At 68.3% G+C, this 25,841-nt stretch carries 12 protein-coding genes and 1 pseudogene; 4 read left to right on the top strand and 9 right to left on the bottom strand.

Annotated features, from left to right (window positions below; all coding sequences use genetic code 11):
- Window positions 1–105 precede the first annotated feature (105 nt).
- The 5 genes from ACV22V_RS06830 to ACV22V_RS06810 all read right to left on the bottom strand — a co-directional run bounded on the left by ACV22V_RS06830 (window position 106) and on the right by ACV22V_RS06810 (window position 4,065).
- Window positions 106–507, bottom strand: a complete 402-nt coding sequence (locus tag ACV22V_RS06830; RefSeq protein ID WP_059525531.1) for a type II toxin-antitoxin system MqsA family antitoxin — start codon at window positions 505–507, stop codon at window positions 106–108.
- Between the two features lie 2 nt (window positions 508–509).
- Entirely contained in the window at window positions 510–677 is a 168-nt protein-coding gene (locus ACV22V_RS06825; protein WP_448013328.1) for a hypothetical protein, read from the bottom strand.
- A gap of 27 nt (window positions 678–704) precedes the next feature.
- The gene (locus ACV22V_RS06820; RefSeq protein ID WP_448013327.1) at window positions 705–1,739 is read right to left on the bottom strand and encodes a succinylglutamate desuccinylase/aspartoacylase family protein; all 1,035 of its coding nucleotides are present in this window, start codon (window positions 1,737–1,739) and stop codon (window positions 705–707) included.
- A gap of 231 nt (window positions 1,740–1,970) precedes the next feature.
- Window positions 1,971–2,246 carry a hypothetical protein gene (locus ACV22V_RS06815; RefSeq protein WP_059525528.1) on the bottom strand — a complete coding sequence of 92 codons (276 nt, stop codon included), beginning with the start codon at window positions 2,244–2,246 and terminating at the stop codon, window positions 1,971–1,973.
- A 268-nt stretch (window positions 2,247–2,514) separates the two neighbouring features.
- Window positions 2,515–4,065, bottom strand: coding sequence for a diguanylate cyclase domain-containing protein (locus ACV22V_RS06810; protein WP_448013326.1), 1,551 nt, complete (start codon window positions 4,063–4,065; stop codon window positions 2,515–2,517).
- A gap of 499 nt (window positions 4,066–4,564) precedes the next feature.
- Between ACV22V_RS06810 and ACV22V_RS06805 the strand changes: the two genes are divergently transcribed.
- The 3 genes from ACV22V_RS06805 to ACV22V_RS06795 are packed head-to-tail and all read left to right on the top strand — an operon-like array spanning window position 4,565 to window position 9,383.
- On the top strand, window positions 4,565–7,441 hold the full coding sequence (locus ACV22V_RS06805; RefSeq protein WP_448013325.1) for a xanthine dehydrogenase family protein molybdopterin-binding subunit: 2,877 nt from the start codon (window positions 4,565–4,567) through the stop codon (window positions 7,439–7,441).
- Complete coding sequence (locus ACV22V_RS06800) at window positions 7,438–8,124, top strand: (2Fe-2S)-binding protein (RefSeq protein WP_448013324.1); 687 nt, start codon at window positions 7,438–7,440, stop codon at window positions 8,122–8,124. The genes ACV22V_RS06805 and ACV22V_RS06800 overlap by 4 nt, the downstream gene beginning before the upstream one ends.
- Window positions 8,121–9,383, top strand: coding sequence for a c-type cytochrome (locus ACV22V_RS06795; protein WP_448013323.1), 1,263 nt, complete (start codon window positions 8,121–8,123; stop codon window positions 9,381–9,383). Before ACV22V_RS06800 ends, ACV22V_RS06795 begins: the two co-directional genes overlap by 4 nt.
- Window positions 9,384–9,475: 92 nt before the next feature.
- Here ACV22V_RS06795 and ACV22V_RS06790 read toward each other — a convergent pair whose 3' ends face one another.
- The 3 genes from ACV22V_RS06790 to ACV22V_RS06780 form a co-directional block, all read right to left on the bottom strand.
- Window positions 9,476–9,646 (bottom strand): hypothetical protein, encoded by a 171-nt coding sequence (locus ACV22V_RS06790; protein WP_448013322.1) that lies wholly within the window; start codon window positions 9,644–9,646, stop codon window positions 9,476–9,478.
- 238 nt (window positions 9,647–9,884) lie between these two features.
- Window positions 9,885–10,376, bottom strand: coding sequence for a peptidoglycan-associated lipoprotein Pal (gene pal / locus ACV22V_RS06785; RefSeq protein WP_448013321.1), 492 nt, complete (start codon window positions 10,374–10,376; stop codon window positions 9,885–9,887).
- A 332-nt stretch (window positions 10,377–10,708) separates the two neighbouring features.
- A complete protein-coding gene (locus tag ACV22V_RS06780) occupies window positions 10,709–11,965 on the bottom strand; it encodes a porin (RefSeq protein ID WP_448013320.1) in 1,257 nt (418 codons plus the stop codon).
- A 565-nt stretch (window positions 11,966–12,530) separates the two neighbouring features.
- Here ACV22V_RS06780 and ACV22V_RS06775 point away from each other — a divergent pair.
- Window positions 12,531–24,869, top strand: a complete 12,339-nt coding sequence (locus tag ACV22V_RS06775) for an LWXIA domain-containing protein (RefSeq protein ID WP_448013319.1) — start codon at window positions 12,531–12,533, stop codon at window positions 24,867–24,869.
- Between the two features lie 53 nt (window positions 24,870–24,922).
- On the opposite strand, the pseudogene ACV22V_RS06770 reads toward ACV22V_RS06775, so the two are convergent.
- A pseudogene (locus ACV22V_RS06770) lies at window positions 24,923–25,156 on the bottom strand (ISNCY family transposase); the annotation flags it as partial.
- Between the last annotated feature and the right edge of the window lie 685 nt (window positions 25,157–25,841).

Here is a 25,841-nt window from a genome sequence, read left to right as displayed (position 1 = left end):
GATAAGGATTTCGCGGGGAACGTCAGAAGGCTTGCAGGGGGAGTGGGGTGGGGGGGCGCACGCGTCGAAGGTTCGTCGCATGCGCAATGCCGGAGGGGCGTATGGCTAGGCTGCACGAACTTCCGCGAGCAGATCCGGATGACGATCCAGAATCTTGAGCAACTTCACGAGGGCAAGCGGCGGGTTCGTCTTGCCGGTTTCGTAGCGCGAGAAAGCATTGACGCCGCCACCGAATATCTCGGCCGCCTCGCGTTGATCCAGCATCAGCTTCTTGCGCACCTTCGCGATGAACTTCGGGTCGACGATGGTCGAATTTACTTGCTTGTTGAACTCGCCGATCGCTTCACCGAGCCGGGTTGCCTCGTCGATATCCAGCACCGATTCGCCGCAGGCCGGACAGAAGTCGCCGGTTATATCGCGAACGACGGTCGAGCGACCCTTGTATGTGTAAGGGATGTCTCGTGTATCGCGGACCAGTTTCGCGCCACCGCACGCAGGACACTTCATTTTCATCGCTCCTTGAACGACACGATCAGCACGTCGTCGATCACGGTCAGTTTCAGATCAGCTTGCAATGAGGCGCGTTCATTTCCATCCGCGATCTTAACCAAAAGAGTTAATTTGTCAAGTTGGTTAATGGCGAACGCATGCGGTCCGCCATCCTTGGCAGACTGCACGGAAAGGATACGGGTCGGTAACTCGGCCTATCGGCCAACGCGCGGCGGCGTCGACGCCTCCGCCAACTGAAACAGGCAATCGCCGCGCCGCACCTGCGCGGGCACGCGCTTGCACACCACTTCGCCGTCGCCGTTGAAGCGGTGCAGCACCGGTTCGCGCAGCGGCGTATCGGGGAAGTGCACCCACGCGGCCGGCTGGCCGGCCTTCACCTGGTCGCCGAGTTCGACGAGCGGTTCGTACAGCCCGCGCTCGTACGCGTAGACGAAGTGACGATCGCCGTCGACACGCAGGAAGCGCGTGACGGTCGGCGGCGCGTCGGGCACAAGCGCGCCGTGCAGCAGGCCGATATGGCCGAGGTAGTGCAGCAGCCCGTGGCGGCCGAGCCGGATCAGCGACGGATCGGCCATCCCCGCGCCGCCGAGTTCGGTCACGATCGAGATCGCGCCCTGCCGGCGCGCGGCCGATGCCGAGTGCACCGGGTTCGGCGCGTGCAGCAGCGCGTTCGGCAGCCCGAACGCGACCAGCAGGCCGTTGAGCTTCGCGGCCTCGTCGTCGTCGAGCGGGTCGATCGCGAGCATGTTGCCGCCCTGGTACAGCAGCGAGCTGCCGCCCGAATGCAGGTCGACCAGATACTGCGCGCGCGACAGCAGCGCATGCTCGATGTAATGCGCGATCATCTGCGTCGGCGTGCCGGCCGGGTCGCCGGGGAAGCTGCGATTCAGGTTGCCCTCGTCGAGCGGCGACACGCGCAAGCCGGCGTCGGCCGCGGGGAAGTTCGCCATCGGCAGCAGGATCAACTGCCCGCTGACCATCTCCGGATCGATCTCGCGCATCAGCTGCGACACGATGATCTGGCCTTCGTATTCGTCGCCGTGATTGCCGGCCATCACGAGCGCGACCGGGCCGTCGCCGTTGCGGATCGACGCGATCGGGATCGGCAGCCAGCCGTATGCGGAGCGATGTACGGAATGCGGCAGGCGCAGATAGCCCGCATGCTTGCCTTGCGCATCGAGATCGATTTCGCAGCGGATGGGATTTCGGTGGGAGGAGGAGGCGGTCATGGCGGCATCGTTCGATGAACGGAATCTGCCATCTTATCGGGAAACGACCGCCGCGCGGCGTGCGCGGTGCGGGCAATGCCGGACGCCGTCAACCGGCCCGCGTGCGAACCCGCGACATCCGCAACGCGAGCAGCCGCACGCGACGTTGCAGCGCTGAAACGCATGCCGGCACGCGCATGCCGTGCGGCGCGTCGGCCCCTTGTCGCGACGGGGCCGGCGCGCGCGATCGCGTCAGCGACCGGAGGTTTCAGCTTCGATACGGCCTTCTTCCCACAGCGCCCAGAAACGGCTGCCGGCGCGATACGGATTCGCGCGTCGCGCCGCGTGATCGGTGACGCCCTGGCGATATGCGCCGTACAGCGTCAGCGGCGGATTGTCGACGCACGCGGCTTCACGCGCGGCGGGCGCGCGGTGCTCGGAAACGAGCCGTCGGATCAGCGAGGCGCCGTCGATCACGTCCAGTTGATCGCTCGCTTCCGCATGGCTGAGGACTTCGACGGTATTCATGTTTGGGCTCCCTGACATCCTGTTTCCCAGTCAAGGAGCAATAAGGGTGCCAGCCATGAAATACCGCGCGCCGCCCCGATCGTGCGGGCTTCTGCGGCCAACGTGACGCGCGGCGCGGGCCGATGTTACGGAACACGTCACGTGACACGGGCGCGCGCGGCGGAACACCTGCGCGTATGCGCGGAGTCACGCGAAGCGTTTCGGGAATGAATCGCGGGAAGCGAAGGGACGCGCGGAGGCCGCCGGCGTCAACGCGAACGGCGCGCGCTCAGCTCGTGGTCGCGGGCGTCACGCGGCTGCTTCCGGCCGAATAGAAGCGGTAGATTCCCTTGCCGGCCGACTTCGCGTCGTACAGCGCGCTGTCGGCCTGGCGGATCAGTTCGTCGGGGGAGCCGTGCCCGTCGTCGAGCGCGATGCCGATGCTGATCCCGAAGCTGACGGTCTCGCCGATCGACAACGTGTACGGCGCCGAGATCTGCCGGATGATCCGCGCGGCGAGGAGCGAGCAGGCGTGCATCGTGGTGGCGTCGAGCGCGACGACGAACTCGTCGCCGCCGATCCGCGCCGCCAGCTCGCCGGGCGGCAGCGTCTTGCCGAGCCGCTCGGCGACCTGCATGAGCACTTCATCGCCGGCCTGGTGGCCGAACCGGTCGTTGATTGCCTTGAAGCCGTCGAGGTCGAGATACATGACGGCGAGCGTGGAATTCGGCAGGCGCGGCCGGTGCGCGAGCATCCGCTTGAGTTGCGCATGCAGTTCGTGGCGGTTCGGCAAACCCGTCAGCGCGTCGTGCCGCGCGAGGTGCCGGATGTGCTGCTCGCTGCGGCGGCGCGTGGTGACGTCCTCGACGATGATCACCGCGTTGCCGTCCGGCACGCGATGGCGCGTCAGTTCCAGCTGTCGGCCGTCGGCGAGGGTGATGTCGAGCGGCACCGGTTCGTCATGGTTCAGCCAGACGTCGCATTGCGCGGCAAGACCTGCGCCGTCGGAATCGGTCACCGCGTTCGCGCCGAGCGCCGCGACGACGTCGGGCAGCGGCGTGTCGAGCATGATCTCGCGCGGCGAGCCGAACAATTGCGCGGTGCGGCGGTTCGCGACGATCACGCGGCTCTCGCCGTCGATCATGCACAGGCCGTGCGGCATGTAGGTGAGGGCGGCGTCGAAGCGCGCGACGAGCTCGGCGTTGCGCTGGCGCGCGGCGATCAGCGCGACCAGCACGCGGTAATGACGCTGGACGACCGTGCGCATGGCCGCGAGATAGATCGCGAGCGGCGGCAGCAGCAGCCAGGCGCCGGGTCGGTCGACCAGCACCGCGCCGAGGCCGATCGGCAGGACGCCGAGCGTGACCTGGGTCATCGCGAGCCGGGGCAGCGCCGAATTGCGCGACGCGATCCCGCCGAACACGCCGCCCGCGACCATCACCGACAGCGTGCCGAGCTCGGCGTCGGGCGCCTCCACGCAGCCCATCACGCCGAGGCCGAGCACGAAGCACGCGGCGAGCGACACGGGCGCATAGCGCAGCGCCCAGTATTCGGCGCGATCGTCGCCGGCGGCACGGCGCACGGCATACGCGCGCGCGATCGCGAGCCGCGCGGCGAGCAGGCCGACGTCGACGACGAGCCACACGAAACACCAGAGTTGTTGCAGCCGGATCAGCGCGATCGCCGCGACGAACGCGCTGGCGAGGCCGGACAGCGCCATCGGGCGCACGTCCTCGAACAGCGTGACGAGCATCGACGGGCGCAGCGCGGCCGTCACGCGGTGATTGCCGCAGGGGGGAGTGGCGAGAACGGCATTCAGGAGGCTTGCCTTGACTGCCATGGCTATTTTGACCTCGACACGATGCGGCGCATTGCCGGCCGCCCCGCACGGCACGTGGCGGAGTGACCGGCGAGCCGGATGCGCACGACATTACCATGAAACGTCGGCCGCGCGTGTCGTGCGGGGGCGGCGGTGAGTCGTCGTCGACCACGCCGCGCGGGCCTTGCGCATTCGCCGACGCGGGGCACGCGTCGTTGCCCGCGGGACGATCTCGGGCGGCCGCTCGCGGACCGGTTTCAGCACGCGGCACATGGCTCGCCCATGGTGGCGATCGGCGCGCGGCGATCAATGCGCCCGCCGTGACACCGCCCAATCGCGCCCGTATGTCGCCCGCGACCGGACGCCGCAGCCCGTCTGAATCTCGTTATAAGAAATTCAATAAGTAATTCATGCGGGAAATACTATAGGCGATATATCGAAAACAATGCCAGAATGCGCGCCGCTCCGAACGCCGCGACATCCGATCGCCGTCCGAGCCGCATCAGGAGGTTCCCCCCACATGAAAAACCACGGCCTGTCACGGCGGGGTTTTCTGAAAGCCAGCGTGCTGGCGGGCGTCGCGGTCTACGTCGCGCCCATCGGCAGCCGCGCGTTCGCGGCGCTCTTCGAAGAAAAACTCCTCACCCCCGTCAAATGGGATAGCGTCACCGGCATCCCCCAATTCCGCATCGACGGCATCGCGAAGGTCACGGGCTCGAAAGTGTTCGCCCGTGACGTGCGCGCAGCCGACATGCCGCACTGGCCGCAGCAGCAGTCGCACGCGCTGATCCTCCGCGCCACGCAGGCCGACCGCATCTACGAAGGCTTCGACCTGTCGCTGCTCGGCGACGAACTGAAGCCGGACCGCGTGGTCACGGCCGACGATCTCGCACGCGACGGCGTCGCGTTCCCGACGTTCTACGGCGACGACATGCTGTTGCCCGCCGGCAAGACCCCCGCGTATCTCGGCCATGCGGTCGCGATCCTCATCTATCACGACTTCGCGCGCTTCCGCTTCGCGAAGAACGCGCTCAAGTTCCGCGACGACGTGATCCGCTACGGCGCGATCACGGGCCCGCTCGAGCGCGATCCGTGGGGCACGTTCCGCTACGTGCGGGTGGGCGGCAAGACGGCTTACGACGACGATGTCTATTCGAGCCTGAAGGGTGCGCCGATCTTCCCGAGCATGATGCGCAAGCACCTGCCGGTCTGGCCGGACGGCAAGGAGCACGGCAGGCTCGACGAGCAGGGGATGTTCCTGGCCGGCCAGATCGCCGCCGAGCTCGATCGTCCGTCGGCCGACTGGCTCGTGTTCGATCGCGAGTACAGCACGCAGTCGGTCGATACCGCCGCGCTCGAACCCGACAACGCGAACTGCTGGTACGACGCCGCGACGCAGTCGATGCACCTCGTCGTGCCGACGCAGTCGCCGCTCGAAGTGGCGGAGAACGCGGCCGCGATGGTCGCGAAATGCCGCTTCCCGGTGAAGAAGCTGTTCGTGCATCCGTGCTACACGGTCGGCTACGGCTCGAAGGATCACTGCAACGTGCCGTTCTACGGCCTCGTCTGCGCGCTGTACGCGGACGGCCGCCCGGTGCGGTTCGCGAACGACCGCTACGAGCAGTTCCAGACGTCGCTGAAGCGCCACGCGTTCAAGATGCATTACCGGATCGCGGTCGATCGCAACACGGGCCTCATGCAGTCGTTCAAGGGCGACTTCGAGGCGAACGGCGGCGGGCGCTCGAACTTCTCGCCGTCGGTGGCGATGGTCGGCGCGACGGCCGCGCAATCGATCTACTACTTCCCGAAGAGCGACCTGGCTGCGGTCGCGATCGCGTCGCGCGCGATCGACGCCGGCTCCGCGCGCGGCTACGGCACGCTGCAGAGCATGGCCGCGACCGAGATGGCGGTCGACGAGATCGCCGCGCAACTGAACCTCGATCCGATCGAGTTCCGCCTGCGCAACGCGCTGCGTTCGGGGATGAAGAACACGCAGGGCGCGATTCCCGCCGGCGCGCTGCGCGTCGACGAAGTGCTGGAGCGCGCGAGGCAGCATCCGCTGTGGACGCGCCGTGCGGCGCGCAAGGCCGAATTCGAGGCGGCGAACCCGGGCAAGCGCTACGGCGTCGGCTTCGCGTGCGTGCAGAAGGATTTCGGCACGGGTGCCGAGGCATCGTTCGCGAAGGTCGAATTCGACGAGAACGGCAAGGTGTCGCTGCATCACACGGCGGCCGAGATCGGCACGGGGATGTCGACGTCGCAGGCCGTCGCGGTCGCGAAGTGGCTCGGCCGCCCGGCGACCGAGGTGCGTGTTGCCGTGACCGAATGGCCCGATCTGCCGGTCGAGACGAGCGGCGATCCGTACCTGATGTCGCAGGCCGACCAGGACCGGCTGAGCGCGAATCCGCGCTGGTCGCCGGGCTATGCGTCGCCGTCGAGCGCGACGAACTCCGCGTACTACTTCACGCACAGCACGCGCGAAGCCGCGCGCGCGGTGTTCCGCTACGGGCTGTGGCCGGCCGCGATGTCGATCTGGACGCGCGGTCTCGGCGGCGGCCAGGCCGCGCCGTACACGATCCGCATCGAGGACGCGCGCTGGGTCGACGGCAAGCTGACCGCCGACGGCCTGGAGCCGTTGACGTTCGAGCAGCTCGCGAAGCAGGCGCATGCGCTCGGCCTGCCGACCGGCGCCGTCGTGCACGTGTTCAACCGCTGGCAATGGACCGACGCGGAGTTCGACGTGGGCGGCGCGGTCGATCGTCTGCCGATCGACGGGTTGTCGCTGCGGGTCGGCGCGCCGAAGACCGGCGACGACGGCCCGATGCCGGGCACCGCCGCGCCGGCCGGCGCGACCGCGATGCACGGCACGCTGGCGCCGACCGCGAACGGCTATCGCGTGCTGGACCGCAAGCGCGTGTTCATCCCGCCGACGAGCCGCAACAACGCGGCCGTCACGTACTACACGGCGGTCGGCACGCTCGTCGAGCTGGCCGTGCACGAAGCGACCGGCAAGGTCGAGCTGCTCACGCATCACTCGATCATGGAGTGCGGCAACCAGATCTCGCCGCAACTCGTGTCGGGCCAGTTGCAGGGCGGCCTCGCGATGGGCATCGGCCATGCGCTGCACGAATACCTGCCGCTTTACGAAGACGGCCCCGGCAACGGCACGTGGAACTTCAACCGCTACCAGCTGCCGCGCGCGACCGACGTCGCCGTATGGTCGCAGACGGGCGACATCCTGCCGCCGCTGTCCGAGACCGATCCGCCGAAGGGTGTCGCCGAGGTGGTGATGATTCCCGTCGTCGGCGCGATCGTGAACGGCATCGCGCACGCGATCGGCCATCGTTTCACCGACTTGCCGGTGACCCCGCAAAAGATTCAGGAGGTGCTCGCATGACGACCGCCCAAACCACCGCGTCGGCCGCGAGCGCCAGCGCGGCCGCGACCGGCGCATCCGCGCCGAATGCGGCATCGGCCGCCCCGGCATCGGCACCCGCTGCCGCACCGGCCGCCGTCGAGCGTCCGCTCGTCCGCTTTCAGCAGAAACCGCTGTCGGTGAACATCAACGGCAAGTCCGTCGGCCCGATGCAGGTGCCCGAAGGGCTGATGATGATCGAGTTCCTGCACGAGTATGCGGGCCTCACCGGTTCGCGGCTCGGCTGCGGGCAGGGCATCTGCCACGCGTGCGTCGTGATCGTCGACAAGCCGGACGGCACGAGCGAGGAAATGCGCACCTGCATCACCGGCGCGCACTTCTTCCACGGCCGTTCGATCCGCACGATCGAAGGCCACGCGAAGCGCAACGAAGCCGGCGAAGTGGTCGAGCTGTCGCCGATCCAGCAGAAGTTCCTCGAGCACTTCAGCTTCCAGTGCGGCTACTGCACGCCGGGCTTCGTCAACGCGGCGACGGTGCTGATCGAACGCCTGAAGCGCGAGCCGGTCGCGAAGGTCGACGTCGAGCGCACGATCACCGACGCGCTGAACGCGCACATCTGCCGCTGCACCGGTTACGTCCGCTACTACGAAGCCGTGAAAGACGTGATTTTGACGACGCCGGGACTCGTGAAGGACGCCGCATGAAACGCACATTCGCCCATCGTGCCGCGCGGGCCGCGGGCCTGCCCGCACTCGCGGCCGCCTGCGCGCTGCTGCTCGCCGCCTGCGGCGGCCATGACGTGCCGGCTTCGAACGCGGCTTCCGGCGCACCCGGCGCCGACCAGATCGCGCGCGGCCGCTATCTCGTGAAGGCCGCGGACTGCGCGGCGTGCCACACCGCGAAGGACGGCGCGCCGTTCGCCGGCGGTGCGCCGCTCGAATCGCCGTTCGGCACGTTCTACGGTTCGAACATCACGCCCGACAAGGATCACGGGATCGGCGGCTGGAGCGCGGACGACTTCTACGCCGCGCTGCACGACGGCAAGGCGCCGGGCAAGCGTCTGTATCCGTCGATGCCGTACACGTCGTACCGGCAGCTCACGCGCGCCGATACCGACGCGATGTACGCTTACCTGAAGACGGTGAAGCCGGTTGCGCAGGAAAACCGCGCGCACGAACTCAAGTTCCCGTACAACCTGCGCTTCGGCATGGTGTTCTGGGACATGGCGTTCCTGAAGGACAGCCTGCCCGACGCATCGACCGGCCGGTCCGCCGACTGGCAGCGCGGCCGCTATCTGGCGGGCGCGCTCGGCCACTGCGCGGAATGCCACACGCCGCGTGCGTTCACGGGGCAGCTCGACGGCGCGAAGCCGTTCGCGGGCGCCGCGCTCGGCCGCGTGGCCGCGCCGGACATCACGCCGGCCGGCCTTGCCTCGCGCGGCTGGACGGGCACCGACCTGCAGACGTTCTTCGGCGTCGGCATCGCGCCGCAAGGCTCGGCGTTCGGCGAAATGTATCCGGTCGTGCATCTGAGCACGCAGTACATGACGAAGGACGATCTGCGCGCGCTGTCCGTGTACCTGCTCGGCGATACGCCGCCGGCGCCGCAGCCGGTGAAGCCGGTGTCGGCCTATGCCGCGCAGCTCGCGGCCGGCCGCTCGGTGTATCTCGCGGTGTGCGCGGGCTGTCACGGTTTCGACGGCGAAGGCAAGCCGCACGTGGCGGTGCCGATGAACGGCAATTCGACGCTGCGTCAGGGCGATGCGCGCAACCTGCTGGTCGCGATGCTCGACGGCATCGACGAGCAGAAGTTCGCCGGCTTCGAGAACCTCCAGCCGATGCCGGGTTTCGCGCACACGCTGAGCGACGACGAACTCGCTCAGCTCGCGAATTACCTGCGCGCGACGTGGGGCGGCCAGCCCGCGAGCGTCACGCCGGCCGACGTGAAGGCCATGCGTCGGTAAGTCGTGCGACGAAGCGGGGCGTCGCGCGCGAGGCGGCCGGCTTCCGGCTGCGCGCGTGCGTGACGCCCCGCTCGAGCCTTTCCGGCGGCGCTTCAGTAGCCGCCGCCCCCTCCGCCGCCACCGCCACCTCCGCTGCCGCCCGCGCCGCCATACCGGCTCATGCCGGGGCCTTGCGACATGCCGCCACCCGACGACGTACATCCGGCCGACAGCACCAGCATCAGCGCCGCGAGCAGCACCGCGGCCAATCTTGCGGAACTCATTTCACTCTCCTTTCGCCGAGAAGGCCGCGCGGCAGGGCGGTTCGCGTGAACCGGCGACCGCGCGATGACGAAACGTTTCCGGCGGGCGGTTTATTCCATGCTTTTTGCGTTCGGCACAGGGCGAAACGGAGCGGCGCACGCGTTCGCACGCGCACGCCGCCGGGGCGCGGCGCGCCCCCGCAAATTCGCTACATCACGGGATGCGTAGCCGGAATGCCGCCGTCGCGGCGGCCTCCGGTCAACGATAGACGAGATCGGCGCGGCGGTTCTGCGCCCACGAATCCTCGTCGTGACCGAGCGCGACGGGCTTTTCCTTGCCGAGGCTGACCGCTTCGAGTTGCGAGGCCTGCACGCCCAGCGTTTCCAGCGCGCCCATCACCGCTTGCGACCGGCGTTGGCCGAGCGCGAGGTTGTATTCGGACGTCCCGCGTTCGTCGGTGTTGCCCTGGATCAGCACGCGGCGCGACGGGTGGCTGCGCAGGTAGTCGGCGTGCGCCTGCAGCAGCGTCTGGTATTCCGGCTTCACGGAGTACTGGTCGAAATCGAAGTAGACGCTGCGCTTCGCGAGCGGGCTGTTCGGATTGTTGAGATCGTCGGCCGCCACCGTCGCGACCGCTTCGCTCGATGGCGCCGGCGCCATCTCGGCATTCTCGGGCGTTTTCGTCGCGTGGTGACAACCCGCCAGCAGCGCGAAGGCTGCCATGACCGCAAATCGGTTCGTTTTGCTCATCGTGCGTCTCCTGCGGTTGACTGCGAGGAAAGCGTGGTGCGCGCGAACTGCCGCGTCACGCATCCGGCGAGACGGCGCGAAAGTGCCGGCTTCCGTGCGCGATGCGCTTTCGTAAGCCGGCGATGCGCCATATGAAAGATTGTCTCGGCCGGAACGCCGAAGCACGGCGCCGCTGCAATTAGATTAGGAAAAATGTCACAGCGTGACCAGTTTCTCTCATTTTTCACACGGGAACGACGCAGGACGCATTCTTGCTTGCGCGGAAACCGCGGCATGCGCGGCGATGCGTGATGTGCGATGCCGGTGCGGGCGTGTCACGCATCGCGGGGGCGTCAAAACTTGTGCCGCAACCCGAGCGCGACCACCAGCTGGTTGCTGTTGGCGGAAGGCGTCATCGTCCAGACGGTCGCGTTGAACGCGGGATTGCCGTTGCCGCCGCTCACGCTTTGATAGACGGCTTCGAGATACGCGTCCGTGCGTTTCGAGAACGCGTAGTCGGCCTGCGTGACCACGTGGTTCCATTTCGGGCGCGTCTGGCCCGTGCGCGTGTCGAAACGGCCCATCGTATACGTGTACGCGGCGGCCACGCTGAATGCCGGCGTGACGAAGTAGCGGCCATCGACCGAGAAGTTGTCGAAGACGAGCGATTCGCCCTTCAGCGGGGTGATGCCGCTGCCCTGAAGCACGCCGCTCACGCCGTCGGTGGCCGAATGCGACCACGCGGCGCCGACCGAATGCGGGCCGAACGCATAGCGGCCGGCCATGGCCCAGATCTGCTGGTTGCCGCCCGTGATCGTCGCCGAGCCGTCGACCGTGCTCAATGCGCCGTCCGGATTCGGTGCATTGCGGTCGCGGCTGATCTTCAGGTAGCCGGCGCCGAGCTTCAGCGGCCCGTTCGCATACCCGAGCCCCGCGCTCCACACGGCGTTGTTCGAGAACGCGCCGGCCGTGTTCGAGAATCCGAACATCGCGCCGAACGTCAGCCCGCGATACGTCGGGCTCGTGTACTTCACCGCGTGGTTGATGCGCAGGTTGCGGTTCGAGTCGTCGTTGTCGTACGGATGCACCGCGAGGTTGCCGCCCCAGCCGGGGCCCGACGCGCCGAGCGGCGTCACGAAATCGAGGATCAGGTCGTACTGGCGGCCGAACGTGAGCGTGCCGGCCGTGCGCGAGCTTACGCCGAGCCACGCCTGACGGCCGAACATGTCGACGCCTTTCTGCGACAGCTTGCCCGTCGTGCCCGAAAAGCCGTTCTCGAGCGTGAAGACCGCCGCCATCCCGCCGCCGAGATCCTCGCGGCCGCGCAGCCCCCAGCGCGACGCGTTCAACGCGCCGCTCGTCAGCCCGACGCTGCCGCTGCCGGGCGAACCGGCGCCTTGCGAACGCTGGTTGGTCGCGTAGGTGATCGACGTATCGATCAGGCCGTACAGCGTCACGTTGCTCTGCGCGTGCGCGACGCACGGAATCAGGCCGGCCGCGCAGGCGGCGAGCACGGTCCCCGGGAGCGCGCCGGTGCGACGGCCGCGACGGACGGCATGCGGCGTGGCAACGCGCGCGTTGGCGGGCTGGATGGTTTTATAGGAATGCATAGGATTTTTTATCGTTGGTCTCCGGCCCGATCGCCGGTGGGTCGCGTCGGCGCGCCGGCCGACGGATCGAGCGGCCATTATTGGAGATCGCGCGACCGTCGATTAAGGCGCTGCACAGGAAAGGTCCTCTGCGAAATCGCGTGGAATCGCGGCGGTTCGACGCAGGGTGTTTTAGTCGAATCGGCACGGAATGGAACCATCGCGTGTGCGGAAGGATTCGGCATTTGCGAGGCGGTTCAGCGTGAGCGTCGGTATTTTCAGGAGCCGTCCGCGTGATGTTGCAGCGCGCAAGGTCGTGCATTGCCGCGTTTCCGGTGGGAGGCGGCATGTATTTCTGACGTCGCGCGCGGCGACCAGCAAAATTTTCCGCCAGAAACGGCAAGGGCCGAATCGCCGCATTGGGCTCATTGCGTTCGTAGCAGGCGCCTTCCCGTGCCGCCGCAACCCGGCCGGCGACTACGTAATGCGCGACTTTTTCACGCGCGGCCGTTCTGCACAATGGACTATTGCGCGTGGCCCGCCTGCCGCTGTGCCGGCACGTCACGCATGCCGCGGGAGAACGAATATGGTGTTGATGGCTGTGGGCGGGGGCGGACCGGTGAACGTGCCGCAGCCGCAGAATGACGACGATCCGGCACCGACGAACGGGGCCGGCAGCGCTCCGCCGGCCCAGACGGCGGAACAGCAGGCCCTCGCGGCCGCGCAGGCCGAGACGCAGCGCCTGCTGCAGCTCGCGCAGGCCGAAATGGCGGCGCTCAAGCGTCTGCACGACCAGGGCGCGTCGCAGGCCGATCTCGACAACCAGGTGAAGAAGGCCGAAGCCGCATGGGGCTCGGTGCAGGCGGCGGTCGAGAACCAGATGCGCGTCGCGGCGGAGGGCGGCGGCGACACGAACAAGGCGATCGCGGGCGTGGCATCGGATCTGCGCAATGCGTCGCCGAACGATCCGGTACTCGGCTCGGTGCTCGACGATGCGCAAAAGGCGGTGTCGGCCGAATCCGTGCCCGAGCGGGCGACCAACGTGAAGGCGTTCCAGTTCGCGGTGGCGATGCAGAAGGATCAGGACGCGAACGCCGACGTGCAGCGCTACAACGCGTTGCCGGGCGGCATCCGGCGCGCCGATCCCGACGCCGGCGCGCAATTGCGCCAGGCGGCCACCACGGCCGACACGAACGCCAACGACGCCTACACGGCGCTCACCACCGCATTGCGCCACGAGTACAGCACGTCGGCCGCGACGCTGCGCCTGAACGACGCGAAGGCCGACTATGCGGCGTGGCAGAAGGAGCCCGGCGGATTGCGCCGCGCCGACGAGGCCGACATCACGCAGGCGTTGTCGCAGGCGCAGAGCCAGTACGACAAGGTCGTGACGGGCGGCGACGACACCGCGCTGACCTACGTGACGGCCGACGAGCAGAAGCAGGTCGTCGCGTCGGTGAAGCAGAATCACGACGGCATGTGGTACACCGGCCTCGTCGACGCGCTGGGCGAGGAGAGCCAGCTCAAGCGCACGATCGCGACGATCAATCCCGACGATCCGTCGCTGTCGCCGCAGATGAAACAGCTCGCGCAGTCCGACCCGGTCACGTTCGCGCTGATGCAGGACACGGGTGTGACCGTCGATCCGAACGATCCCAAGCTGTCGCCGCAGGAGAAGCTCCTCGCCCAGCAGAATCCGCTCGCCGAGGCGTTCGTCAAGCTGACGGGTATCAAGGTCGGCACGGACGGCCTGAGCGACGCCGACGCCAACGCACTGAACGCGCAGATCAACCAGGCGGGCGGTGTGTTTGCCTATGCGATGGCGAAGGCGCAGGCGGACAAGAACAACCCCGGTTATCAGAAGATTCAGACGCTGCTTGCGGCGGCGCCCGAGGTGCGGCTGCAGTACACGAAGCAGCAGGTCGCGCGGCTGATGGAGAATCCGGGCAGCAATCCGGGCGCGGCGCTTCAGGTGCTGAAGACCAACATGAACGCGTCGTTCTCGCTGGACGAACGCCAGACGCTGTGGACGCAGGCGGGCCAGCCGCATTTCAACGCGAACTTCATCCATTCGCAGATCGATCCGCTGATGCAGAAGCCCGATTCGCAAGCGACGGACCAGGCCAGCATGCAGGCACGTGTCGACGGCCGGATGAATGCCGACAAGGCCGGCAAGTGGATGCAGGACATCCTCGCCAATGCGCCGCCCGAATTCGCGGGCGTCGTGCTCGATACCGTCGAGAAGGATTTCGGCAACAAGTGGACGCAGTCGAACACGGGCAGGCCGCAGCCTTACGGCGACGGCATCGAGTTCTACAAGGGCCTCAGCACGGCGGTCGGGCTCGCCGATCAGCAGCCGACCGCGAGCGGCGCGCCCGTACATCGCGAGGACGACGTCGCGAGCTGGCTGCTCGACGCCAACGGCAACGCGAAGACGATGATCTATACGTTGCGCGGCGGCGACGCCGGCTACGGGTTCGACGGCGTGCGGCAGGCGCTGTCGTCGGGCGTCGATCCGACGTTGTCGAAGGCGCTGCTGTCGAAGATGCAGAACGACGACCGGTTCCGTTCGGGCTTCGCGAACGACTTCCAGCTGCGTTACGACCAGGGCACGAAGAATGCCCAGGACAAGCAGAACAAGGACACCGCCAACGCCAGCTACAAGCTGTTCCAGGCCGATCCGGACAAGCAGCTGAAGGCGTATTTCGACGACTTCCAGAAGCACTTCGACGACAAGTCCTATACGTTCACCACCGGCTCCAATCAGATGACGAACTTCGTCGGCGCCGGGCTCGGGATTCAGCCGGACGACCCGGGCGTGACGCCGACCGATCGGAACGACGTGCCGTCGATGGCGATGCTCGAGCAACTGATCGTCGGCAACGGGCAGTTGCCGAGCGGCACGGCGGTTAACAATCAGTCGCTGTACGCGAGAAATTCGGCCGCGACGCAGATGATCCAGACCGTCGTCGATCAGATCCGCAAGGTCGGCGGCGACCACGCGGTCGTGTCGCTGGTGCCGATCTACTACGTGTCGAAAGGGACCGGCACCGCGCCGAGCGCGCTGTTCAAGGTGCAGGTAGAGGGGCATCCGGACCAGTACAAGCTGATCGACGATCGCGGCTGGAAGTACGACTCCGTCGACGACTATCAGCACAACAATGCACTGTCCGACGACGGCAAGCTGTACGTGCCGAAAAGCCTGACGAACGGTCCGGCGTCCGGCGGCTTCTCGCAATACCAGCCGATCGACGCGCACAAGACGGAGTGGTACCAGCACGCCGAACACATCCTCGAAATGGGCGCCGGCATTCTTGCCGCGGCCGGCGGCGTCGTGCTGGTCGCGAGCGGCATCGGGGCGCCGGTCGGCGGCCTGATGCTCGGCGCCGCGTGGACGGCCGTCGGCGCGGGCATGGCCGTCGGCGTGCCTGCCGCGATCGGCGACCTGAAGAACCTGAGCGATCACGGCCAGTCGATCGGCTTCGGCAACGAACAGGCGCGCGGCGACTGGATCAGCCTGATCGGCAGCGGCGCGGGCATCGCCGGCGGCGGGCTCGGCGTGGCGGCGAAGTCGCTCGCGGAGGCATCGTCGCTGCTGCGCACGACGGGGCGGGTCTCCGACCTGCTGACGGTCGCATCGCGCGGCGACGGCGCCGCGGCCGACGTGGCAGGCCTCGGCCGTTTCACGCAGGAAGCCGACGCGTTCCAGTCGCTCGCGCAGACGACGGGCAAGACCGCCGGCGTATTCAATGTCACGGGCGGCGTGATCGGTGGCTACCAGATGGCGGACCAGGGCGTGTCGCTGGTCAAGAACTGGGACGCGATGTCCGATTCCGATCGCGCGCAGCAATTGCTCAACCTCGGCATCGGCATCGCGCAGATGGGGCTCGGCTCGCACACGCTGATGGAGCGGCCGATTCGCGCGATCACGAAGACGCCCGCGCCGACGACGATGTCGCGGCCGGTCGCGATCAACGTCGTCGATACGTTGTACGGCAACGGGCTGGCGAACCAGCGTCTCGCGGTCGGCGAGATCGGCAATCCGTGGCAGCACGCGGAGGAGCAGGCGAACAGCTTCGGCGAACCGATCGACGACGGCGGCGCGGTCGCGCCGGCCGACAAGGGGCTGCGGGCGCGTATCGCGTCGTGGTTTCGCGCGCACCGCATGCAGGGCACGCCGGACGACGCCGCGATCGTGTCGCGGCTCGCGCCCGACGGCGAAGCGACGCCGGCCGTCGCCGATGCGCTGGCTGGCGACGCCGCGTCGACGGCCAGGGCCGGCATGCCGGCAAACGGCGCGCATCCGGCGTCCTGGGAGATCCCCGCGCATGTGGCGGCCGATCCGGCGATGCTGAGCGAGGTGGTCGGTGGAATCATCGAGAGCGGCAACCGGCTCGAGGACGTCGAGTACTACGTGTACGCGCTGGAGGACCCGGAAGGCAACGTACGCAACCCCGAAGAACACGGGCTGCCCGCGACCGAAAAGGGCAACATCGTCGACGACCTGAGCGCGGCGCGGGCGGACCAGCGGCGCGCGAACGCGGCCGACGATGCAAAGGCGCGGGCGGCGGTTGCGCCCGACGAAGGCGGCACGATCGGCGTGACGCGCTACACGACGTATCACGACGCGCTGATGGTCGGCGCCGACGGCGTGGCGGGCGGCCGCTACCGGATCGCGCTGGTCGATCACGGGGCGCTCGCCGCGGACGGCTCGGTGCCGCCCGAAGCGGTGGTCGGCCACGTCGGGCTGACCGACGCCGGCGATGCGTTCATGCTGTCGATGAACGATGCGTACGACCGCACGCTGCGTGTCGTGTACCCACGCGGCTTCGATCCACAGAAGCCGTTGATTCGCTACGAGGGCGGCCGGCGCGTCGACGTGATCAACGCGCCATTCGGCATGCGCGAAACGCAGTGGGCCGCGTATCCGCGCCGCGAAGCCGACCTCGCGATCTATTCGGACAACCCGAGCCAGCCCGAGAACCGGCTGCCGGCGGGCGAGCGGCCGTTGATGCCGGTGCCGCCCGGCTACTTCGCCGTGTACGCGCATGCATGGGCCGACGCCTTCGCGAGTGCGACCGGCAAGGCGATGAGCGCCGAAGACATGGCCGCGCTGATTCGCCAGAGCGGCTGGGACGGCAAGTCGCCGGTCATTCTTTATGCGTGCGGCGCCGGCACGCGCGTGAGTCCGCTCGCGCAATTGCTCGCGAACGTGCTGGGCGTGGACGTGTACGGCGCAAGCGGTTTCGTCGCATGGCGTTCGCCGCGCTATCGGGCCGACGGCAGCCCCGACTCCGGCTATACGGGCGGTATCCTGATCGAGCCCGGCGCGCCCGATCAGGCCGGCGTGCCGGACCATTCGGTCAGCGGCGAACCGCGTACGTACCGGTTCTCGCCGGCGCTGGCGGTCATCGACCAGGGGGCGCATCCGGTCAACTGGAGCAGCGTCGCGCCGCGCCCGGTATCCAACCAGTGGGGCGGCAGCGCCACCACGGGCGATGCGCGCGTGCCGATCGGCGTGTACGTGTGGCGCCTGTTGACGAAGCGCGGTTCGATCATCAATCCGCGCAGCGGCCGGTCGGCCAGCGCGCTCGAGATGACGCACGCGCTGGAAGAGCTGGCGTGGAAAGGCTATACGCCGGGCACGCCGATCGCGCTGGAGGGGCCGCACAGCGGCGCCAATCCAGAGTTGCTGCAGGAATTCGCGGATCTGATCCAGGCGCCGGTATTCGGCCGGCTGGGCGACGACGACGCGGCCGGATGGCGGCGCGCGCTCCCCAATCCGGGCCGCCGGCTTGCGCGCTTCGAGATCGAGCCCGACGTGAACGGGAAGTTCTCGCCGGGCGGCGCGCAGCCGGTCCGGATCAATCCTCTGGAACTGCGGCCCGTGCCGGGTTCGAACGTCGTGAACCTGCTCGGCCATGCGACCGCGCGCCAGTTCCTGAAGGTGTCGGGGTTCGACATCGCCGAGTCGCACGGCACGGCGCCGCGCGACGTGACGCTGGACAGCGCGGCCGCCGTCACGGAAGGCGGCAAGACGATTTCGCCGCGGCAATTCGCGCGCAAGCTGCTCGACGATCCGGCCTATACGGAAGGCAATGGCGTGCTGCTGACGGGCTGCTATCTCGGCGCCGGCGGTTATTCGTTCGCGCAGGAGCTCGCGTACGAACTGCAGGTGCCCGTGATCGCGTCGATCACGTCCAACTCCGTGCGCGGCACCGGTGCGCTGGAACTGCATCCGATCGACGACAAGATCATCTTGCCGGCAAACGATCCCGACGTCGCGACGCGGCTTTATCTGCATCTGCCCGAGGCGCCCGACGCGAGCGATCCGCCGATGGTGTTCGCCCAGCGTGGCGAACCGGCGGCGCGCACGGCCGTGCATGGCGATGCACCGGTCGAGCCCGTGCATCCGATCGACGCGCAGATCGATCCGGACTCGGACAGCGGCCGCCGCGGCGTCGGCGGTCCGCAAGGCGATGCCGGACGCCGGGGCGTGACGCCGGGCGGGCCCGCGCATCCGCGGCTCGCTCCGGATGCGGAACCCGGCGAACCGCCCGTCTACGAGACGACTCCGCTCGTCGAAGTCGGGCCGGGGCAGATCTTCACGGCGGACGAATGGGCCGCGCGCGTCGAGCAGGTCGCCGAAGCCGAGGCCGACGACGGCCTGTCGGGGAAAACGCAGAAAATCTATCCGAAGACCAGCCGCGTCTATACGGACCGCCGGATCGCCAACGACGGCGTCATCACGACGACGGTTCATGGACAGTCGGTGCTGCAGCCCGGGTTCGACGACGTGACCGGCGTCGACGCGACGCAACATCCCGAGTTCCTGCGTCCGGCCGATACGCTGCTGATGCCGCCCGACGATCCGCTCCATCCGATCGGCGCGCGCGGGCTGATGTCGCCGCCCGGCCATCACGTCGTGTTCGGCCACGGGATATCGGCGGACGCGATGCTGGGCCCCGAAGGCCGTCCGCTCACGCCGGACGAGGTGGCCGAGCGCGTGGCGCCGCATCTCGAACCGGGGCAGGACGTCACGCTGTATTCGTGCTTCGGCGGATCGAACAAGCACGATCCGTTGCGCATCGCGCCCGGGCAAGTACGGGCGGCCAGCACGACCTTCGCGGCGGCACTCGCGCAGCGCCTGTCCGAGCTGACCGGACGGCCGACATCGGTCTGGGCGCCGCCGGACATCCTGCTCGTCGAGCCCGACGGTTCGACCACGGTACGCGGCACGCGACTGACCGGCCAGGTCGACAAGGATCGGCTGCCGATGCAAAGCTTCCGCGGCGATCCGGCACGCGCGGGCCGGCCGGCGCTCCCCGCGGGCCGCGACGCGGAGCCTGCCGCGACGACCGCCCGTACCGCGTCGCGCCCGCTCGGCGATCCGCCGCCACGCCCGACGGTGCCGCGCGTGGCCGATCCGACGTTTGCCGATCCCGACTACGATTTCGCCGCGATTCCAGACGACACGTTCGAATCGGTCACGCTCGATCATCCGTTCCGCACCGCGCTGGCCGACCGGCCCGGCGTGATCGGCGACGCGGCGCGCGTGACGCAACCCGGCGGCACGGTGAGCCAGCGCTGGCCGAGCTACTTCCTCGACGGCCCCGAACCGACCCGCGTGATCGACGGGGTGATGCAGGCGTTCGACGCGGCCGGGCTGACCCACCTGCGCGTGGAATTCGTGACGCACGACGGCAGCATCGAACTCGGCAGCGGCACCGATTTCGGCGCGCTCGATCCCGAGGGCGGCTGGTTCCGGTTCAGCGGCACGGTGCCCGATGCACCGGCTACCGCCGCCACGCACGCACCGGCCCGTTCGGCGGCCGATGCCCGGCTCGCGTTGCCGGAAGGCGCGCGGACGGCCGCGCACGACGATCTCGGGCACGCAATCGATGCCGCGCATACCGGCCCCCGGAACCACGCCTACGTGCAAACCGACGCGTTGCCGGACGGCACCGCGTTCGCACGAGGCGACCTGACGCCGCAGGAGCGCGTCGCGGCCGGCGCAGCCGCGAACCTCGCCGCGGTCGAGGGGGCGGCACCGACCGACGTGGTGCTGCTGTCGGCGCTCGGCCACGATCCGGCTCGCGCGCTGCGCATCACCACGCCCGATGGCGGCGAACTGGTCAAGCCGGCCGGCGTCGACATGTACGTCGTGCGTACCCGCGACGCGGCGACCGGCGAGGTGTCGTACCGGCTCGTCGGCATCGATCGCTCGGGCTTGCCGGAAGGCTATACGGCCGTCCACGCGGGCGGCATGCGTGCGGTCGGGGCGACCGACGGCCGTCCGACCTGGCCGACGATCGGCCACGCGGGGCCGGCGGCCGGCCGCCTTGCGGGTACGGCCGGCGAATCGTCCGGCGCGGCGGCGCCTGCCGCCGTATCCGGTCATGCGAACCCGCCGGCCGTGCCGGAGGGCGCCGCGGTGGCCGAAGCGAGCGATCCGCAGGCGGTCGCCGCGACGTGGCTCGACAGCCTCGGCCGGCGCACGCTCACGCGCGTCGACGGCCGGCGCGCGCCGACGCTCGACGGGTTGGGGCGCCAGCTCGGCCCGAACGCGCACGTGCTGATCACCGCGCATACCGACGCGCCCGCCGCCGACGCCGAACACGCGGCGCCGGCGTTCGTCGCGGTGCTCGAGACGGACGAGCACGGCGCGCTCGGCCCCGTGCGGATGCTGGACGGCAAGCGCGTGCCGCGCGCGCTGCGCAAGGCGCTCGTGAAGACCGGCAGCAGCGGGCGCACGGCGCGCCGTCAGTTCGATTTCTTCGTGTCGCCGGTCGCGCACGACGAGCTGATGCAGTTCGGCGGCGCGTCGAAGATCGAGACGCGGGACGGCAAGTCGTCGTGGTCCGTGACCGCGTCGGGGCATCCGGTCGACACCGCGCTCGCCGCGGACGTGGCGAAACTGCACGACGCACCGGGTTTCAAGCGGCCGCGTCAGGCCGTGCGTGCCGTCGAGGGAGAGCAGCGCTGGATTCACGTGGTCGAAGACGAGACGGGCAAGGTGCTCGGCTACGCGGAGCGCAACACGAACCACGAATGGAAGTACTACGAGAAGGCGCCGCTCGGCGATACCGAGATTCCCGAGCAGGATCTGCGCACAGTGTTCCGGCGACGGCGCAGGGGCGGCATTCCGGTCTTGCGCTCACCGCGACGCGGCATCCGGTTCGTCGTCAGCGACGTCAAGCCGGAAACCGTCGATCGAATCGGCGGCTTCCGGCCGGCGAAGGAAGCCACCGCGGCAGAGAAACCGCCGCACCGTTCGCTCGGCGATCTTTTCCAGTCGAAGGTGCCGCTTCGCCGGCCGCTCACGCAGGCGGAGCAGGGGAGTGAAAGCAACACGGCAACGCGGCCGCCGGTCGATCCGCATTTGCTGCCGTCGAGCACATCCGCGCTCAACGCGGTCGATTTCAGCGGCAACAGCGTGCCGCACCTGCTGACCGCGATCCGGAACGGTGCGGTCGACGGCAACCAGCACGTGATCTACGTGTTCAGGACGGACGGCGCCGTGGCCGAGGCGCTCGACGATCCGGTCGGCGTGATCGCCGCGCGCAACGGCGAGATGCGGTGGTTCGACGCGGTCCGGCACGCCAACAACCCGAATCATCAGGGCGTGCCGCTCGACGAAATGCCGATCGGCAACGACCGGTTCGGCACGGACGTGCATTTCCTGCTCACGCAACTGCCGCCGCGCGCGTTCATGCGGAGTGCGCGGCCGACGCGTGTCGCGGCGCTCGAGGCGCGCGCGAAGGCGCTGCGCGAGCAGTTGACCGACGCGGAAGCGCGTGGCCAGCATTCGGCGCCGTTCAGGGCGCTCGCGGCCCGGACGCGGCACGGTTACAACGAGGTGCTGAACGACTTGCAGCGCTTGCGGCGCAGCGGCACCGCACCCGCGCCGCTGTCGATCGAGCCGTACCAGCCCGGGCTGTCGTCGTCGACCGTCGTCGCGTTCAACCTGCGCAACGGTGCCGCGAAGACCGAGCACTATTTCGCGACGCACGACCAGATCGAGGCCTATAACAAGCAGGCGCAGCGCGCCGGCAACGTGAATCTCGTGCTGAAGGGCGAGCCGCAGGCCGTGATGGTCGACCCGGGCATGTGGCGCACGCTGCTCAACAAGCTGTATGTCGGGCGCGACGTGTCGACGTCGGCGTCGCGCTTCCTGCCGGTGCCGGGCAAGCTGCGCGCGCGCACCCGGCGCTTGGGCGCGGCCACCGTCGCCGATCAGCGGATCCGTTATTTCTTCACGCGCTCGAGCGAAGCGTTGCAGGACCGCATGGTGCCGATGGCACGTTCGCTGTCGCTGAGCGACGATCCGGCGCTGATGCGCAAGATCGTCGAGCAATACGGCGGTGTGACGCCGGTCGTCACGCTCGTGGTCGATCCGCATCTGCTCGCGGCCGTGCTCGGCAAGGCGCACGATCCGGATTTCCTGCGCGCGGTGAAGGCGCTCGGCGACCAGAAGCACGCCGTGTTCGACGGCGAGAACGGGATGATTCATCCGGCGCCCGGCACGGACGGGACGGCGCTCGCGCTCGATCATCTCGCACATCTGAATCGCTGGCTCGACGAGGCGGCGCGCACCGGCTTCGCGATCCGACTCGAAACGGCGCCGTCGCGCGCGCTCGTGTCCGGCACCGACTACCGCTACCAGTCGGGCACCAACGACGCATATCACGACTACGTGCGCGTCATGACGGCGCTCGAGAAGTGGTCGAACGAACATCCCGACACGACGGCGCCCAACGTGATGGTCACGTTTCACGGCTGGGACGCGGTGCCCGAATCGGTGCCGGGCGCTGGGCACGAGAAGCTGTTGCGCGCCGTGCTCGAGCGCGAAGGGCTCGAATGGGTCCACGTCGGGCTGTCGCTCGGCACGCACGGCGCCGACTTCATCGGCAACCAGGACCTGACCGGCGCGCTCGCGAAACTGATCGTCGAGAACCGCGCGCGGCCGGAAATCATCGATCGCCTGCACGGTGCCGATGCGCTCACGCGCGTGTTCGAGCGCGTCGACCGGCAGACGCTGGCGAACCAGCATCAGCTGCTGTTCGCGGAGGTCGAGCGGATCGGTGCCGCGCAAGGGATGACGCCCGCCGAAGTGGCCGCGCTGCGCAAGAAGCTCTACGAAGGCAACACGACCGTGTGGCTGAACCAGGCGCGCAAGGCGACGATCGAGCATGCGACCGAACACTGGAAGGGCGACGGCAACGGGCCCGGCAACAAGACGGAGAAGGGCGCGCGCACGTTCGCCGCACGCTGGCTGAAGCAATACGGCGACAGCGTGCCCGACCGCGTGACCACGCGCGCGCAGCCATCCGCCGCGGACCCGGCCGAACACTGGCGCGCGGTCGTGCGCGATCCCGCGCTGATCAACGATGGCACCAAGCCGATCGGTACAAGCCGGCGGGAGACCGCGCAGCTCGCCAAGGTCGAGATTCCCGACGCGAAGCGCGCGCAGGCGGAGCTGCACGCACTGCGCGTGCACGACGAGCCGATCGGCACGACCCGACGCCCGCCGTCGCGACGGCGGATTGCCGGCGAAATGACCACGGCAACGCTGACCGGCGGGACCGCCGCGGGTGCGCTCGTCGCGACGGGCAACGAGTTCGTGGGCACCGCGACGAATTCGCTGTACGCCGGCCTGCGGGTCGGTCGCGTGTTCCAGGCGCTGCATCACGGCGCGGTCGCCAGCCTGAAGAACGGCGATCCGCGCGCGTTCGATCGGGCCGTCGACCGCCTCGTGCGCGGGCTGCAGAAGCAACTCAAGGCGAACGGGTTCGACGCCGCCGCGCGCGGCACGCAGCTCGAACAGATTGCACACGAAGGCAAGGCCGCCGCCGCGCAGCTGCGCGCGCTCAACGAGGACGGGACGCTGTCGTTCGACGAAACCGCGACGCACACGCAGGCGATCGCTGCCGACATGCTCGCGCAGATGCAGGGCGTGGTCGGCGGGACGTCGCTGAAACTGCTGCACCATGGCAGCCCGCGGCACTCGGTTGGCCGGGTCGGGCGGCTGCTCGCACTGGGAGGGTACGGCGGCTCGATCACGATCAACGGCGCCAAGTTCCTCCATGGCGACGGGCTGGCCGGCGGGCAGGCCTTGGGCGGAATCATCAGCGCCATCTCTACCGGCATCGTCTACAAGGGTGGTTCGCGCGGCGTGAATGCGGAGAATCGCAGTCAGCTGGCGCGGATCGCGAGCGCGACCGGCGACTACGTGACATCGGCCGTTGGCCTGGCAAGCGGTATCCACGGCGCAATGGCCGCGCATACGTTCGGCGAGGGGATGACCGGCATGCTCGGTGCGATGTCCGGCGCATTGCTGGGCGCCGGGCGTCTGCATACGCAATTCCCGAATGCCACGCCATGGCTCGCGCGCTTGCCGACCGGCATCGCGCTGTTCCCGGTGGCGATCTTCGGGATCATGCAGGGGTACGGCGTGATCTCGGCGTTGACGGGATCGGACGATAAGAACAAGCATCCTGGTTCCGGTCCGTCGCCGTCGCCTTCGGGTTCCAGCAGCACGACGCCGACGCCCGGGGCCTCGATCTCACCGACGCCCGGGGCGACGACGGCGCCGGCGGCTCAGCCGAGTCCGTCCGCGTCATCGACGCCGAATGCGCAGCCGTCTGGGACGCCGTCCTCACCCGCGCAGCCGTCGACGGGTTCGCCGAGCCCGACGCCAACACCGCTGACGGTGAACGTCGTCGCCGGCGATTCGTTGTGGACCATTGCGGAAACTCACGAAGGATCGTTGCTTGCCGCCGCTCGCATACCGTCCGACGAACAGCAGCGGATGTCGGACGGTCAGCGGATCAACGTCGCGTTGAACGAGATCCTGCAGCTCAACCGGAACCTGGCGAGTAATCCGGGGGAGATCAATCCGGGGCAGCAGGTGATTGTCGGGTGAAGGGGCGGGTGGGTGGAACGCGGGTGGTGTCTTGCCGTCGCACGGCGCATATGCGGTCGCTGTCGACGTGGGAGCCACAAGCCAGCGCTCGTCATCAACCTCCTGACCGTTTCCTTGGCGAGCCGGATGTCGTGGGATTCGTACAGTTTCTCGCAGGCCAGCGTCGGGCCGAAGTCCGCGTAGGGATCGCGGATGATCGTCAGCGCTCGTTGGGCCAACTCCGAATCCAGCCGCTCGATCTGCCGGACCGTCAGGCCTTCAGACGGTCGAGTTCTCGCATGTTCAATGTCACCAGAGCTGTTCGGTGCATCGCCAGCTCCATGATCTGACGGGGAGCCGGCAAGCTTACAATGAGTCGAAAAGCGGACATTTGAACTTGGCTAGAAGCGGACATTACAACTTAGCCACTACAACAAAATTTATCGATAATTCACGTTATGTAAAATATAGTTGATAACAAAACCGTCCATCATCTGCATCACCGAAATCCTACGCTGCTGCACGCGCGCCATCCGCAACTACCTCACTGGGCGTTCGCCCATCCCGTCGCACCAGGTGCAAGTGTTACGCCTGCATTCGCTCGAATGCCAACCAGCCCGCCACGCCAACAACACCAGACACACACAGCCCCGATTCGCGTCTGCCATCGAAGCGAACATCCCGGCCGATCCAAACGCGCCCGATGTGCCACCCGACGAAATGCTCGCATGGGTTGGCGGACACGCGCTGCATTATCTCTCAAGCCGACGCGGCTTCGCACTTTACATCCGTGGCTGGAGTGTGGTCGACAAGAATTAAATCAGAAGCACCTGCAACACCAACAGCACTTTCCTACGGCCCTGCGACAAGCTCCGGTCACCCGAGGAAGCGCGACAACCAGCCGGGACTGTTGTGGCTATCCGTGTCTTGCGCCCAGCACCAATCACCTCACTGTCTTTCATGCTCACTGTTGTTTGCATCTGCCGCGTGTTC

The organism is Burkholderia sp. AW33-5, from assembly GCF_053427615.1.
This window is presented reverse-complemented; position numbering and strand designations above follow the sequence as displayed.